Consider the following 14,856-nt stretch of genomic DNA (forward strand, 5'->3'; position numbering starts at 1 on the left):
GGATGTGAGATCGATCTCACAACCTAACGGTTAATCAAAGGCTGGCTGGACGGCGCCTCGATTTTGGCGGCCCGGTAGGATTCCGCCGAATGCAAGTACAAGGAAGAACGACATGTTGAATTTCGATAGGGAACGCTTCGTAAGGATACAGAGCGGGGCCGTTTCCATTGCTGGCGAGGCGCGCACGCTCATGCGCGCGCTGCTTGCGGACGGCGTCGAGAGGCTGTTTTTCATGGGCACCGGCGGTGTGCAGCTTCTCACTCTGCCTGCGATCGAACTGGCGAAACGCTACTCCACGTTCCCGGTGAGCGCCGAATATCCGGCACAGGTCGTGCTCGATCCGCCGGCCGGCCTCGATAAAAAGGCCGCGGTTGTCATTCCCTCGCTGTCAGGCACGACCAAAGAGGGCGTCGAACTCATGGCTTTCCTGAAAAAGCGCGGCGTGCGCACGATCTCGCTCACCGGCCATTCGGACACCCCGATCGCACAGGAAGCAGACCACAATTTCACGAACTTCGCCGAAGACGACACCTCATCGGAATCATTCTACCTGCAGACGCTGCTGATCGTCCTGGCACTGCTGGCCGAGCGCGACGAATATGACAGTTTCGACGCTGCTGTCGCGGAACTTCAGCTTCTTCCCGGCCTTCTTGCCAATGCGAAGGCCGCCTTCGAGGACAAAGCCGCCGAACTGGCCGCGACAATCAAGGACGAGACCTACCACATCTTTACCGGCGCCGGCTCGGTGTGGCCGGAAGCCAACTATTACGGCATGTGCATCCTTGAAGAGATGCAGTGGATCCGGACCCGCCCAGTGCATGCCGCCGACTTTTTCCACGGCACGCTCGAACTGGTCGAGCCGGGCGTCAGCGTCTTCGTGTTCAAGGGCGAGGATCGCCTTCGCCCACTAGCCGACCGGGTCGAGAATTTCGCCAGGCGCTACACGGACCGCGTCCGTACGCTGGATGCTGCCTCGGTCCAGCTGCCGGGCATCTCCCAAGAGGTGCGCGGCATGATCTCGCCGGTACTGCTCGCCACCCTGCTCGAGCGACTGAGCGCGCATCTCGAAGTGCTGCGCAATCACCCGCTGACCACCCGTCGCTACTACAAACGCGTTGAATACTGATCCCCTCTCACCTTTGAAGGAGCTGCTTATGAAACGTTCGCTGCAAGTCGTGACGGTTACAGTGGCCGCGGTATCATCATTCGGTTTTTCGATCAGCGGCAGTTCCGCCGCTTCGGCTGCGGTCGCGGCCGATCCCAGCGCCAAGGTGGAGTACACCGGCACACTCTCGGTGCTGACCAAGTTCGGGCTGCAGCAACTGTCGCCTTACTTCGTCAACCTGGCGCAGCAATACGAAAAGCTCCATCCGGGCGTGAAGGTCGAACTCATCCAGGAGAGCGACGACAGCGTGAAGGGCAAGACCAAGACCCTGGTCGCTTCGAACTCGCTACCAGATGTCTATTTCTCCTGGACTGGCAGTTGGGGCGGCAATTTCGTGCGGGGCAATCGCGCCGTCGACCTGAGCGCCGTCATCGGTCCCGATACCGAGTGGGGCAAGACGCTTTCTCCCGCGGCCGTCAAAGCGTTCCAATACAATGGCAAGTTCTATGGCATCCCGCTTTATCAGGACGCCAAGTTCATGGGTTACAACAAGCAGCTATTCGGCAAGCTCGGCCTCAAGGCGCCGGCCAGTTTCGAGGAATTGCTGACCAGTTGCGACGCCATCCGCAAGTCCGGCGCGACACCGATTTCGTTCGGTAACAAGGAGGCCTGGCCAGCGATCCACTTTGCGGGCCAGCTGCTCGCCTACAATGTGCCGCAGGCAACGCTGGAACGCGACTTCGATCCGACCACCGCTGAATACACCGATCCGGGCTATGTCGCGGCGCTTAAGCAGTTCAGTCAGCTTGTCGAGCGTTGCACTGACGGCGCTGGCGTCAACGGCACATCCTATGCCTCGGCTCTCCAGGCGTTCACCAACGCGCAGTCGGCCATGTACTATCAAGAGATCATCGAGTTCGATCAGGCCGCCACGTCGGATTCGGCGCTCAAGCCTGCGGATTTCGGCTTTTTCAGACTGCCCGTACCGGCTGGCGCCAAGGGTGACCTCAAGTCGATCGAGGGCGCGCCGGAGGGCTACATGATCAATGCGGCGTCGAAAAACATCCCGCTGGCGATCGATTTCATGAAGTTCGTTACCTCGAAGGAAAACGCGCAGGTCCTGTCGGCGCCGCCTTATGGCCAGCCGAGCGCGACCATCGGCGGCGCCTCGGAAAAGAATATGAGCGCGGCTGTGGTCGCCGGTCTCAAGGACATCAACGCGGCCTCGTACCTCATGCCCTGGCTGGACACGGCCAATCCGCCGCGCGTCGCCGCCGTCTGGCTGTCCAGCCTGCAGGCACTGGCGGGCGGTTCGATGACGCCCGAGCAAGTGATGGGCGAGGTGCGCAAGGCCGCGTCCGCAGCCAGATAAGCGGACCATGGCCAGGACATCGGACACAATAGAGAGCGGCGCCGTGGTTCACGGCGCTGCCAGAGCGCAGAGGCCAAGAAGCCTGCGGGTGCGCTTCGGCAACCTGTTGTCGTTTCGATGGGCGGCAGCGGCACTGATCCTCATCGGCTGGTTCGTCTATTATCCGATCGTTGACAACTTTATCGTCAGCACCACTGATCAGGATATCTATACCGGTGAAGTGACCAATGTCGGCCTCGCCAATTACGACCGGCTTCTGCACGACCCGGTCGTTCTGCTCGCGCTCTGGAACAACTGCCTCTACGCCATCATCTCCGTGGTGTTCCAGGTCTTCGGCGCGTTCCTGCTGGCGGCGATCATCGAGGATCTGAGGAGCGAACGCTGGCGCCGTCTGTGGCGCGCCGTGTACTTCGTGCCTTCGGCCATATCGATCACCGTGACCGGCCTGCTGTTCTATTTCATCTACCAGCCGCAGATCGGTCTGCTGGATGCGGTTCTGAGCCGCGCCGGTCTCAGCCAGTTCGTCATGCCCTGGCTCGGCAACGAGCACACCGCCATCTACGCCATCATTGCCATGAGTCAATGGCAGGGCTTCGGCTACTCGACGCTGCTGTTTGCCATCGCCATTCAAAAAATCCCGCGCGACCTCTACGACGCAGCCACAATTGATGGCGCCGGCCCGCTTCGCCGCTTGTGGAGCATCACCTTTCCACTGACCCGGGAAATGACCGGGCTGATGATCATCGTCACCATCACCGGCGCTTTCCAGGTCTTCAACGAGGTCATGGTGATGACCGCCGGCGGGCCCAGCAACAGCAGCCAGGTGCTGGGCACATGGCTCTACCAGAAGGCGTTCATCGAGGACAATTTCGGCTACGGCGCGGCGATTGCGGCCGTCATTTTCGTTCTGACCATGCTCACCGGCGCGGCACAGCTCTGGTACACGAAGCGTCGCAGGGTGCAGCTATGAGTGCGACGGTCGCAGTCGGGCGGGCCCGGCATGTCAATCTATGGTCGGTCATTGCCAGGACATCGCTCTATTCATTCCTCGTCTGTCTCGGCGTCGTCGTCATCTATCCGCTGATCTGGATGGCGCTTAGCGGCGTCAAGGACAATGCGCAGATCTTCGGCGATCCCTTCGCCCTGCCTGCCCATTGGTCGTGGAACAATTATGTGCAGGCGTGGAACCAGGGCGTACGTGGTTATGTGACAGTCTCCGTGCTGGTGACCGTCGTTTCGGCCATATGCACTGTGCTGATCAGCGCGTGGACCGCCTTCGGCCTGACCCGGACGAGGATGCCGGCAAAGCCGCTGGTTATTGCCATCGTGCTGGGCGGGCTGATGCTCAGCCCCACAGTGGCGATCATTCCGCTGGTAAAGATGTTGCAGGCGCTCGGGCTCTACAACACCTACTGGGCGCTGATCATTCTATACACCGCGTTCCGGGTGCCGTTCACAACCTTCCTCATCCGCGCCTACATGCTGGATCTACCCAGCGATCTCGACGAGGCGGCGACGATGGACGGCGCCAGCGAGGGCCAGATCTTCTGGCGCATCACCCTGCCATTGTGCCGCCCGATCATCATCTCGTGCGTCATCCTGCATGTCCTGTTCGCCTGGAACGAATATCTGTTCGCCATGATCTTCACGAGCGGCAGCGACGTGCAGACGCTGCCCGTCGGCCTCACGTCGATCATGGCAACGCACGGGACTAACTATGCCGTGGTGTTCGCCGCCATGACGATCTCGGCCCTGCCCATCGTAATCGTGTTCTTTGCCGCGCAGCGCTACTTCATTCGTGGGCTGTCCGAAGGCATCGGCAAGTAGCCATTCCCGAAAGGACCCTTCATGCCGCAGCTTGCATTCCATCAGCGGATCGGAGCCAATTTCAGCTTCCAGCACTTTCCGTTCGATCGGGTCATCAAGCTGATCCGCGACTTCGGCATGAAAGAGATCGAATTATGGGGCATTGCCCAGCACCTCGACCTCTTCCACGCCACCGACGCGCGCATCGATTCTGTCCGCCGGATGCTAGCCGATAACGGCCTGTCTGCCTGGTGCTTCACTCCTGAGCAGGTGCTGTATCCGATCAACATCGCCTCAGGCGACCCGGATCTGCGCCGTGACAGCATCAAGCGGTTCTGCCACGCCGCCGAGATCTGCGCGGCGCTGGGCGCGCGCTATCTGTTCCTGACGCCCGGCCGAGGCTATGAGGACGAAGCCGCGAAACCGGCTTGGGACCGCTCGGCGGAGGCGCTTGGCGAGATCGCTGGATATGCCGACCACGTCGGTGTGCGCTGCCTGCTCGAGCCCTTGCAGCGCTTCGAGAGCAACCTCGTCCACGATGCGGCAAGTCTGCGCCGAATGCTGGACGCGTTGGGCGCGGACAACATCGACATCGTGCTGGATTGCGTGGCAATGGCCACCGCCGGGGACACCGTGGCCGGGTATGTCGACCTGTTCGGCCCACGGCTGGCGCACGTCCATCTTGTAGACGGCACACCGGGCGGGCATCTGGTGTGGGGCGACGGCACGTTGCCGCTCGGCGACTATGTCAGCGAACTGGCGCGCCTCGGCTATGCGGGAAAGCTCACCTTCGAGCCCTTTGGCAACGGCGCCTACTCACTGGATCCAATAAGTGCCTGGACCCGCTGCCTCAGCGCTATCGAGCCTTATCTCAATCGCGCAACGGTGCCGGCATGACTGCGCCGAAGCTGGTCGCTGTCGGCGACAATTGTCTGGACGCCTACCTCACCAACGGCCTGCTCACGGTCGGCGGCAACGCGCTCAACGTGGCGGTGCAATGGCGGCACAATGGCTGGGCGGCACGGTATTTCGGCGCCGTCGGCGAGGATCCAGAAGGCGAGGCGGTGCTTTCCGGGCTTGCCGGCGTTGGCCTGTCGCCGGACGATGTCGAACGGCGACCCGGCGACACGGCCGTCACCTTGCTTCGCGACGAATCCGGCGACCGGAAGTTTCTCCACGAATCCTTCGGAGTTGGTGAAAACTATATGCCGACGCCGGAGCGCTACGCGGTTGTCGCCGCCGCTGATTGGGTGCATCTCGGCACCAACGCCAACAAGGACCTCCTTCGCCGATTGGTCGCGGATGATGTCCCGTTCAGCATCGACGTCTCGACGGCGCACCTGGCGCTGCCGCTCGAGGGAGTGCCGCTGCTCTTCGCCTCCGGTCCAGATGAGGTCGATCGACCGGTCGAGCCGTTGCTCACCGCGCTCAGGGCCGCTGGTGCAAGGCAGGTTGTCGTGACCTGCGGGCGGCGCGGCTCCTATTTCGACGACGGCCAGGGTGTCGTGCATGCGCCGGCCACGCTCGTCGACGTGGTTGACACATGCGGCGCCGGCGACAGTTTCATCGCGACATTCCTGACCTCGTTCCGGTTCGAAGGTATGCGGCCAGCCGAAGCGCTGCACACCGCTGCGCTGGCGGCGGCGCGGACCTGCACGCATCTCGGCGGGTTTCCGCAGAAGCCGCGTCCCATACCGGACTGGCTGCCAGCCAAATACGCCGGATTCATCACCAACGCCTTCGGAGCCTGACCGTGACGACACTTCGTTTGCGCCAGCCGGCGGTAGCGCTCCCTTCCGACCGCTCGTTCTGGCTGCAGGACATCGGCGCCGACGCGGTCACCGAGCCGTTACAGGGCAATGAGCGCGCCGATGTGCTGATCGTCGGCGGCGGTTATACCGGTTTGTGGACGGCGCTGCGTATCCGTGAGCTTGCGCCGGAAACGCGGGTCGTCGTGCTTGAAGCCGACCTTTGCGGATCTGGGGCTTCGGGGCGCAATGGTGGCCAGGTCCACTCATGGTTCGCTGAACTCGATCAGATCAGCGCCGTCGTCGGCCTGGAAGAGGCGCGGCAGCTCTGCGCTGCCACGGTGGCATCGATCGCGGAACTGAAAACTCTGCAACGAGACGGTACGATCGACATGGATCTGCGGCTGGATGGATGGTTGTGGACGGCGAGCTCAATTGCCCAGGAAGGCGCCTGGGACAAGGCCGTCGCCATGACGGCGGCGGTCGGAGAAAACCGTTTCAAGCCGATGATGGCCGAGGAGATCGAACGCAGGACCGGTTCGTGTGCCTCCTATGTCGGCGTCGTGGAGACCAATGCCGGCACGGTGCATCCGGCAAAGCTGGCAATCGGATTGCGAGACCTGGCGTTGGCACGCGGCGTGATCATTCACGAGCGCAGCCCCGTCCTCGACATTGAACCCGCCAGGATATGCAGGGCGCGTACGGCGCAGGGCACGGTGCAGGCGGAGAAGGTCGTGCTTGCCGCCAATGCATGGCTCTCCGCTTTGCCGGAACTGCGACGTCATCTCTACGTCGTCGGCAGCGAGGTCATCGCCACCGCGGCCGTGCCCGAACTGCTCGACAGCATTGGCTGGCGCGACGGCGCATCGATCTGCGATGCGCAGGCGCAGGTACTGTATTATCAACGCACCAGCCCGGGCAGGGTGGTCTTCGGTCGCGGCAGCGGTACCGTTGCCTTCAGGGGGAATTTCGGCGCCAGCTTCAATCGCAGCCCGCAGCACGGCCGCGATAATGTGCAAGAGCTGCACCGGGTCTATCCGTCGCTGAGTGGTGTGGCGGTCGAGTATGACTGGTCAGGTCCAATCGACTGTGTGCCCGAACAGGTTCCGGTGTTCGATCATCTGCGCGGATATCCCAACATCTTCTACGGTATGGGCTTCAACGGAACCGGCATCGCGCAGACGCCGATTGGCGGGCGAATCCTGGCCAGTCTGGTTCTGGAGCGAAGGGATCGGTGGAGCGCCAGTGGACTGGTTGGCATCGAGCGACGCATGTCGCTGCCGCCCGAGCCATTCCGCTACCTCGGCGCCAAGCTCGTCCGCGGCGCGGTGCGCCGCAAGAACGAAGCCGAGATCGACAACCGCAAGGCGGACCGGATCACCAATCTGCTGGCTGGGCTGAAGCCGGGCCGCCGGAAGAAATAGGCGGCGGCCAAAGCGTCTTGTCCATGACGCTGCCGATGGGGACACGATGGCCGACCTGCGCTTGATGCAAGTCGCGAAAACTTCACGACAATGCCGCCGATGCGTCGCTGTAGCTCCGATCGTTAGCGCGGCGCGCCGGCAAAAAAGAAGCTGGCCTGGGTTTCTTTCCAATCGCAAAAAAAGGGCTTGATCCCCCCGCCGATATGTGTGCCTAATTTGATATGAGATCGATCTCATGTGGCGCTCTCAAGTTAGCTCTTTCTCACGGGGAGGGCGCTTTGGGGAGCATTGTGTGAATGAGGATGAACAGGGAGGTTTAAGTGAGGAAATTGATCGCGTGGCTGGCGTTGGCCACCACCACGCTTGCGTTCGCGTCTGCGGCGTCGGCGGGTGAAACCATGGACCGGGTTACCTCGAAAAAGGCGATGGTGGTCGCCACAAACAGCGGCTGGCCGCCGCAGAGTTTCCTCGACGACAGCAATCAGATGGTCGGCTTCGACATTGATGTCTCAAAGGAGATCGCAAGACGCCTCGGTGTCGAGGTCAGTTTCGACACGCCGGACTGGGCGACGATGACAGGCGGCCATTGGCAAGGGCGCTACGATCTGGGTGTCGGCTCAGTGACGCCGACCAAAGCGCGGGCCAAGGTGATCGATTTCGAAGGCGTCTATTATTACAGCCCTTACGTGTATGTCGTTCACAAGGACAGCCCGGCCAAATCGGTCGCCGACCTGAACGGCAAGATCATCGGCGTCGAGACCGCCACCACGTCGGAGGATTTCATCCGCAGACAGCTCGAGATCGATGCTCCCGGCCTGCCGCCCATCGAATACAAACTGGAGCCCGGTGAGATCAGGACTTTCGCCGATTCAATGCTGCCGTTCGATGATTTGAGGCTCGGCGACGGCGTGCGCCTCAACGCTGTCATCGCACCAGAACAGACAGCTCAGAACGCGATAAAGAACGGCTACCCGCTGCGTATCCTGGAGGGCGGCTATGCCTTCCGTGAGCCACTGGTGGTGATCGCGGAAAAAGGTGATGCCGAGTGGAATACCAAGATCGGCGGCATTCTCAACGAGATGAAGACGGACGGCACCCTCACGAAGCTGACCACCAAGTGGTACGGCAAGGATTACAGCGCCGACTGAGTAGGGTTGGACGAAGCGTGAGCGGGATGCATCTAAATTGAACATCCCGCTCCATCCGTTAGTTTTTAGCCGCATTTTGAACGACACCGGGCGGCTCCGCCTGGCTGCAAAATGCTCTCGCACCCCCACCCTATTATCCGATCATGACATATCCTGACACCTATTACCGACGCACGCTTGCCGACAACATCATCAGACCGCCGCTGAGCGGCGTTTCCGAGTGCGAAACAGTCGTTGTCGGCGGCGGACTGGCGGGCCTGACGACGGCGTTGCAACTGGCTCGCGCCGGCCAGCAGGTTGTCGTGCTTGAGGCGGAGGGCATCGGCTTCGGCGCTTCCGGTCGCAATGGCGGCTTCGTCAATCCCGGCTTCGCCACCGGCCTCGACAGCATCGCCGCGATGGCTGGCGTGGACGCGGCACAAAAACTGCACCGCCTGTCCATCGAAGGTGTCGATTTCGTGCGGCAGACGATCCGTGATCTCGACATCAAGGCGGCAGAGCCGCGCTCCGGTATATTGAGCGTGCTTCGCCACGATGGTGGCGCCGCGCTCAAGGGATATGCCGATCAAATGGCGCGGGATTTCAACTATCGGCTCGACTATCTCGAGCGCGAACAGGTGCGAGCGGTGCTGCATTCCGAGCGCTACCATCAAGGCTTGCGCGACCCCAGCGCCTTCCACATGCATCCGCTCAACTATCTGCGCGCTGTCGCGGTCGAGATCGAACGGCTGGGTGGCAGGATTCACGAAAGATCGGGGGCTATTGAAGCCAATCTTGGCGGCGCGGAAAAGATCGTGCGCACCAGCAGTGGCAACGTGCGCGCGCGCCAGGCTGTATTTGCCACCGGCGGCTATACGGGGCCACTGGTCGGCCGCCTGAAACGGGCATTCCTGCCGATCGCCACTTACGTCATGGTGAGCGAGGAAGCGCCTGACATGATCGCCGAGGCGATTACGACAACCGACGCCGTTGGCGACAACCGTCGCGCTGGCGATTATTACCGCATTGTCGAAGACGGCAGACGCCTGCTCTGGGGCGGGCGCATCACCACGCGGGCAGCCTCACCGGGCGTGTTGGCGAGGCAATTGCGCCGCGAGATGGTGACCACCTATCCGCAGCTCGAAAAGCTCAAGACCGAACTCGCCTGGTCCGGGCTCATGTCTTATGCCCGTCACCTGATGCCCCAAATCGGCGCGTTGCAGCCGGGCGTCTGGTACCTCACGGCTTTTGGTGGCCATGGCATCAATACCACGGCGATTGCCGGCAAGCTGATCGCCGAAGCCATACTGGGAGAATCGCCCCGCTACCGGCTCTTCGCACCATTTGGGCTTGCCTGGGCGGGCGGCCCGGCCGGACTTGCGGTCGCGCAACTTACCTACTGGAAGCTGCAGGCGCAGGATTGGTGGCGCGAGCGCGCCCGCTGACCACAGGGAGATCGATGACGTGATCGGCCGACTGTTGCTCAACCACCCGGACGCGGCGCGCCGCGTTGGCGTGTTCTTCGTGCTCGCCGCCATCGCCGCCGGCCTGTACGGACTCGGCATCAAAGCCAGTTGGCTCGGCAAGCTTGTTCCGGGGGCAGTCGAGTGGCTGGCCGCCAACCCTGAGATCGGGCGGGGGGTCTCGGCAGTGCTGATCGCATCGATCCTGGCGGCGAACTGGAACGCGCTGCGGTATCTCAGCCGCAAACAGCAGATCGTGGCTGTGTGGATAGAACTGTTCGTGCTGTTAATGCTGTTTTTCTATTCCTTCGACCTGTCGTTCGCGTTCATCGCCAAAAAGATCGGCTTCCTCGTCTCGAAGGGCGTAGTGACGACGCTCTACATTTCGGCCATTTCGATCGCCATCGCCACCCTCATCGCCTTCGTCGGCGCGATCGCCAAACTGTCCCGCAACGGCGTGGTCTATGGCTTGGCGACCTTCTATACCTCTCTATTTCGTGGCTTGCCGCTGCTGATGCAAATCTACATCATCTATCTCGGCCTGCCGCAGATTGGCTACGTCATCGGCGCCGTGCCGGCCGGTATCATGGCGCTGTCGCTCTGCTACGGCGCGTACATGACCGAAATCTTCCGTGCCGGCATCGAAAGCATCTCACGCGGCCAGACCGAGGGTGCTACGGCACTCGGCCTTAGCGCTAACCAGACGATGTTCCTGGTCATCCTGCCGCAGGCGATGCGCGTCATCGTGCCGCCGACCGGCAACCAGTTCATTGCGATGTTGAAGGATTCTTCGCTGGTTTCGGTGGTCGGGGTCTGGGAGATCATGTATCTCGCACGCACACAGGGCCAGACCGAGTTTCGGCACATCGAGATGCTCATCACCGCCTCGATGATCTATTGGCTGCTCTCGATGGGACTTGAGTTCGTGCAGTCGCGGATCGAGGACCGGTTCGGGCGCTCACTCAAGCGCTGATCGTGGTCTTCGGTGAACTGCGACTGCATTCCATCACCCAGCTTCCCCGCTCTAATCCTGCGAGCGTGGTCGAGACCGACATCGAGCGGGACTTCTAGTCTAGCTTATCTATCACGCGCCGCAAATGATCCGACATAGCACGAAGCCCGCCGCAAGGCGGGGCGCCGGCATGTTCAGATCCGACGATGCTGTCAGACGCAGCAGGCCAAGCGTCGGGAGGCGCCCGCGCGTCTTCTGCATCGGCGCCTTAACTGTAGCCGCAGTTGTTCTCGGCTTCGTCGTACGCACGGCCGGGTTGCGTTTTTCTGCCATCGAAGCTGTCAGGGGCGCCGCTTTGCGCCTGAGTCCAATTGATTTCGCCGGGGCGAGGCGGGTGCCGCATAGTTCGGCACCACCATCGGAATAGGCCAGGCAGGTTCCACCGCAGCGCTGGGGCAAAAACAGGCGTATCCGGGAAAGGCCACGGTTGCGCACGAGAGTTAACATCTTGTCGTCATCGGGGAATTGCTGAGCTACGAGCGCAAAGAAGCCACAGTTGGTCTGCTGCTGGCTACGCCGTTACAGCCTGCTCACCGAGCACGGCTCTCGCCGGTAGCGTTGACATGCACAAAGGTGACGCATCCGCGAGGAGTGAACGGCGGCTTTGCGCCCCAAGTTGGACGCAGAACCCACTTTGCGGGTTTCCCGAAAGCTGACACATGCAGCGGCCACCTTGGAGGTCCGGTCGCGCCAGGTATCTACCCTGTGCCGAGGGTCAGTTTGAACTACCGATCAGGGCGAGCCGAGGTGTTCGTTCGCGTGATGGCGCGGGCGCACTGAAATCCGCGATTATAGGAACTTCTGTTAGCGGCCCGGAGACATTCTCGTGAACCCCTACTGCGTAACCGCGACTTGCATCCTTGCCGATGATCTTGATCCCGGAAAGTCGACGATCCTCTTCGATAGCGGCGCGTCGAATTGAGATAGAAGCAATCATGAGCCCATCTCGCAAGACCGCAATCGCCTTCGTCGCGCTCGTGGTGATGCCGTGGGCAGCTATATGGAGCTGGCAGTGGTTCACGATCGGTCGGTACGAGGAAAGGACCGACAACGCCTATCTTCGCGCTGACATCACCAGTATCGCTCCCAAGCTGGCTGGCTATGTCGTCGAAGTCGACGTGGAAGATAATGCTAGCGTTTCGAAGGGCGCCGTGCTGTTTCGCATCGATGACAGCGACTACAAGGCCAAGGTGGAGCAGGCGAAGGCCAATGTCGACGCCCGGCGGGCGGAAATCGCCAACATCGAGGCAAGCCAAAAACTACAAGATGCATTGATCGCGCAGGCCGAGGCGCAGAAACAGTCAGCCGCCGCCGACCTCCAGTTCGCCCGTGCCAACCTGACCCGCTATGTCACACTGCAGAAGAACGGCACTGCCAGCGATCAGAAACTGCAGGATGCACAAGCCAGCTACGACAAGGCAAAGGCGTCCTTGGACGGCGCAGAAGCCAATCTGCTGGCTCAAAGGCTGAAGCTCGGCGTCTTGGAAGCACAATTGTCCGGTTCGCACGCGGCCCTGTCACAGGCGAAGGCCTCTCTCGATCTGGCTATCCTCGACCTCGACAACACGGTCGTGAGAGCCCCGGTCGACGGGATCGTCGGCAATCGGCAAATCCGTGTCGGCCGTTATGTCACTCCAGGGAATGGGGCCTTGGACATCGTTCCCGTTGACGATGTCTGGATCCTCGCCAACTTCAAGGAAACGCAGCTCAGCTTGGTCGAGATTGGCCAACGGGTACGCGTCACGGTCGATGAATATCCAGATCGAGAAATCGACGGTATTGTCGACAGCTTCGCTCCCGGCAGCGGCGCGGCGTTCAGCCTGCTGCCGCCGGACAATGCCACCGGAAATTTCATCCGCGTTGTCCAGCGTGTGCCGGTGAAGATCAGGATGATACGAAATCCGTTGCCTGGCCGCCTTGTTCCGGGCCTCTCCGCTCGCGTTGCCATCGCCGTCCGCGCGGGGGACGTTCCAGCGGTGGCGTTGGAAATGCAGTCCGAGGAGAGTGCCAGGGGACGCTCGCTACAGTGACGCACCGCACCGAATCCGAAAAAGGAGCGTTCCGCCATCCCGATACCCTGCTGTCGGCCTGGCTTGTAGCAACTGGCGTTGTATTGGCCGCCTTCATGGATGCAGTGGCATCCACTGCACTGTCCATCGGCCGGATCGACATGCTGGGCGACATCTACGCAACGCCGGATGAACTGGCGATGGTCGACATCGCATTCATCGCGGCCAAGCTGACGGCCTTCCTTGTCGCTCCGCTTCTTGTCACCGCCGCCAGGCCGACCGCCTGCCTGCGCGCGGGGGTCGTGATGCTTCTGCTGGGTTGCGCGGCAATGACGCTCTCGGTGGATCTTGTCTGGATTTGTGTCTTTCGCGTCGTCCAGGGGCTGGCTGGCGGCACAATTCTCGTAGCTGGCCAGACGTTGCTGTTTTTTCGGTTCCCGTCTCGACATCAGCCGACTGTCCAAGCCGTTTTTGCCGTGGGCGCGGTAATGGCTCCAACGACGATTACGCCGGCCCTGCAGGGCTGGTTGGTCGATCATTTCTCCTGGGACTGGATATTCCTCGCCAACGTCCCGCTCGGCATCGCCGCCCTTGTCCTTCTGGCGGCGGATGGCAATCGGACATACTGGCGGGCAACCACGCTCCCCGTCGTCGAGGTCATTGTGCTCGGCATCAGTACCGCGCTTTTGACATACGTGCTGCTGCAGGGCAGCAGGTTCAACTGGTCGGACGACATGGGGATCACCGGCCTTTCGACCATCGGTGTGGCGGCCGCCGGCCTTGTGGTTGTCCGGGAAGCCCGGTTCCGCTCAGGCTCACTTCAGGCGGTCGCGCCTTTCGCCGATCCGGACTTTCGCTTTGGCTTTCTTGTCAGCCTCGTCGCGGGCTTTGCCCTCTCGGGCAGCACCTATCTCATCCCGGCTTTTGCCCTCAACGTTCTCGATTTTACGGCCACGGCCGCAGGAGTGCTTCTGCTGCCCAGCGGAGCCATGCTGGCGCTGGGACTTCTGTTCTCCGGCCTCCTCATCGAAAAGGCCGGCGTTCACCCGATCGCCCTTGTTCCTTTTGGAGTCCTGCTCTTCTCCGGAGCCATGTGGCTCCTGTCCGGTTCGACGAGCGGTAGCGGCACCCCCGACCTGACCCCGGCCCTGCTTCTGCGAGGATCAGGTCTCGGTCTTCTGTTCGTGGCACTGACGCTGGTTACGCTGCGTGGACTTGCTGCCGATATTCTGCCGTTTGGAATAGGGCTGTTCAATCTCGGCAAGCAGGCTGGTGGTCTGATGGGCACGGCGCTCTTGCAAACGTATATCGATCACCAGAACGCTCTCAACCGAACGATGTTGTCCACCCACCTTGTCCGTGGCGATCCGGCCCTGGACCAGCGCTTGAGGGCCACTGCGAACATTCTCACTTCGAACGGTGCCGACATTCTAGCGGCACCCAAGATCGCTTTCCCATTGTTGCAGCGCTCTCTCGAAAGGCAAGCCTCCACGATCTCGTTCGACGAAGCTTTCTTCGCGCTCGTGTTGCTGTTCGCGGTTGCTGCGCCATGCCTGATTGGCGCCAAGCAATTGTTCAGTCGCAAAGTCCTCCGGCGGAATCAAACTGGATGAGCATCCTACATTTTGGAACAGATGTCCCTATCGTCATAGCTTCCAACTTGAATCTTGCGAGCCACGTCCACTAGACCAGACTGGGATGAACACGCGAGGTCGTCGCGGCCGCGTCGCGCTGCGGTTCATGGCTTTCCATGAGATGCGGCTGGGGCGCGGCGCTGCTTATGGTGAGTT

General features: G+C 61.5%; 12 protein-coding genes. All 12 read left to right on the forward strand.

What is annotated here, in order from left to right:
• Positions 1 to 112: 112 nt before the first annotated feature.
• The 12 genes from FJ978_RS10730 (at position 113) to FJ978_RS10785 (ending at position 14,679) form a co-directional block, all read left to right on the forward strand.
• A complete protein-coding gene (locus tag FJ978_RS10730; protein WP_023766291.1) occupies positions 113 to 1,126 on the forward strand; it encodes an SIS domain-containing protein in 1,014 nt (337 codons plus the stop codon).
• Positions 1,127 to 1,154: 28 nt separating this feature from the next.
• The gene (locus tag FJ978_RS10735) at positions 1,155 to 2,477 is read left to right on the forward strand and encodes an extracellular solute-binding protein (RefSeq protein WP_140572108.1); all 1,323 of its coding nucleotides are present in this window, start codon (positions 1,155 to 1,157) and stop codon (positions 2,475 to 2,477) included.
• A 7-nt stretch (positions 2,478 to 2,484) separates the two neighbouring features.
• On the forward strand, positions 2,485 to 3,447 hold the full coding sequence (locus FJ978_RS10740; protein WP_140572109.1) for a sugar ABC transporter permease: 963 nt from the start codon (positions 2,485 to 2,487) through the stop codon (positions 3,445 to 3,447).
• On the forward strand, positions 3,444 to 4,304 hold the full coding sequence (locus FJ978_RS10745; RefSeq protein ID WP_140572110.1) for a carbohydrate ABC transporter permease: 861 nt from the start codon (positions 3,444 to 3,446) through the stop codon (positions 4,302 to 4,304). The genes FJ978_RS10740 and FJ978_RS10745 overlap by 4 nt, the downstream gene beginning before the upstream one ends.
• A gap of 21 nt (positions 4,305 to 4,325) precedes the next feature.
• Positions 4,326 to 5,180 (forward strand): sugar phosphate isomerase/epimerase family protein, encoded by an 855-nt coding sequence (locus FJ978_RS10750; RefSeq protein WP_140572111.1) that lies wholly within the window; start codon positions 4,326 to 4,328, stop codon positions 5,178 to 5,180.
• A complete protein-coding gene (locus FJ978_RS10755) occupies positions 5,177 to 6,034 on the forward strand; it encodes a PfkB family carbohydrate kinase (RefSeq protein ID WP_023766286.1) in 858 nt (285 codons plus the stop codon). Before FJ978_RS10750 ends, FJ978_RS10755 begins: the two co-directional genes overlap by 4 nt.
• Positions 6,035 to 6,156: 122 nt before the next feature.
• The gene (locus tag FJ978_RS10760; RefSeq protein ID WP_246678104.1) at positions 6,157 to 7,455 is read left to right on the forward strand and encodes an FAD-dependent oxidoreductase; all 1,299 of its coding nucleotides are present in this window, start codon (positions 6,157 to 6,159) and stop codon (positions 7,453 to 7,455) included.
• Between the two features lie 320 nt (positions 7,456 to 7,775).
• Positions 7,776 to 8,603: a transporter substrate-binding domain-containing protein gene (locus FJ978_RS10765; RefSeq protein ID WP_031257819.1), complete on the forward strand. Its 828-nt coding sequence runs from the start codon at positions 7,776 to 7,778 to the stop codon at positions 8,601 to 8,603.
• A gap of 143 nt (positions 8,604 to 8,746) precedes the next feature.
• On the forward strand, positions 8,747 to 10,027 hold the full coding sequence (locus FJ978_RS10770; protein ID WP_023766283.1) for an FAD-binding oxidoreductase: 1,281 nt from the start codon (positions 8,747 to 8,749) through the stop codon (positions 10,025 to 10,027).
• Positions 10,028 to 10,046: 19 nt separating this feature from the next.
• Positions 10,047 to 11,018, forward strand: a complete 972-nt coding sequence (locus FJ978_RS10775; protein ID WP_023766282.1) for an amino acid ABC transporter permease — start codon at positions 10,047 to 10,049, stop codon at positions 11,016 to 11,018.
• Positions 11,019 to 11,992: 974 nt separating this feature from the next.
• The gene (locus tag FJ978_RS10780) at positions 11,993 to 13,087 is read left to right on the forward strand and encodes an HlyD family secretion protein (RefSeq protein ID WP_140572113.1); all 1,095 of its coding nucleotides are present in this window, start codon (positions 11,993 to 11,995) and stop codon (positions 13,085 to 13,087) included.
• Positions 13,084 to 14,679, forward strand: coding sequence for an MFS transporter (locus FJ978_RS10785; protein ID WP_140572114.1), 1,596 nt, complete (start codon positions 13,084 to 13,086; stop codon positions 14,677 to 14,679). Before FJ978_RS10780 ends, FJ978_RS10785 begins: the two co-directional genes overlap by 4 nt.
• Positions 14,680 to 14,856: the final 177 nt, after the last annotated feature.

It is taken from the genome of Mesorhizobium sp. B1-1-7, from assembly GCF_006442705.1.
GTDB classification, from domain to species: domain Bacteria; phylum Pseudomonadota; class Alphaproteobacteria; order Rhizobiales; family Rhizobiaceae; genus Mesorhizobium; species Mesorhizobium opportunistum.

Excerpts from the sequence above, each read along its gene's own strand:
- FJ978_RS10730 (WP_023766291.1), top strand. The coding sequence starts at position 113 with ATGTTGAATTTCGATAGGGAACGCTTCGTAAGGATACAGAGCGGGGCC.
- FJ978_RS10735 (WP_140572108.1), top strand. The coding sequence starts at position 1,155 with ATGAAACGTTCGCTGCAAGTCGTGACGGTTACAGTGGCCGCGGTATCA.
- FJ978_RS10740 (WP_140572109.1), top strand. The coding sequence starts at position 2,485 with ATGGCCAGGACATCGGACACAATAGAGAGCGGCGCCGTGGTTCACGGC.
- FJ978_RS10745 (WP_140572110.1), top strand. The coding sequence starts at position 3,444 with ATGAGTGCGACGGTCGCAGTCGGGCGGGCCCGGCATGTCAATCTATGG.
- FJ978_RS10750 (WP_140572111.1), top strand. The coding sequence starts at position 4,326 with ATGCCGCAGCTTGCATTCCATCAGCGGATCGGAGCCAATTTCAGCTTC.
- FJ978_RS10755 (WP_023766286.1), top strand. The coding sequence starts at position 5,177 with ATGACTGCGCCGAAGCTGGTCGCTGTCGGCGACAATTGTCTGGACGCC.
- FJ978_RS10770 (WP_023766283.1), top strand. The coding sequence starts at position 8,747 with ATGACATATCCTGACACCTATTACCGACGCACGCTTGCCGACAACATC.
- FJ978_RS10780 (WP_140572113.1), top strand. The coding sequence starts at position 11,993 with ATGAGCCCATCTCGCAAGACCGCAATCGCCTTCGTCGCGCTCGTGGTG.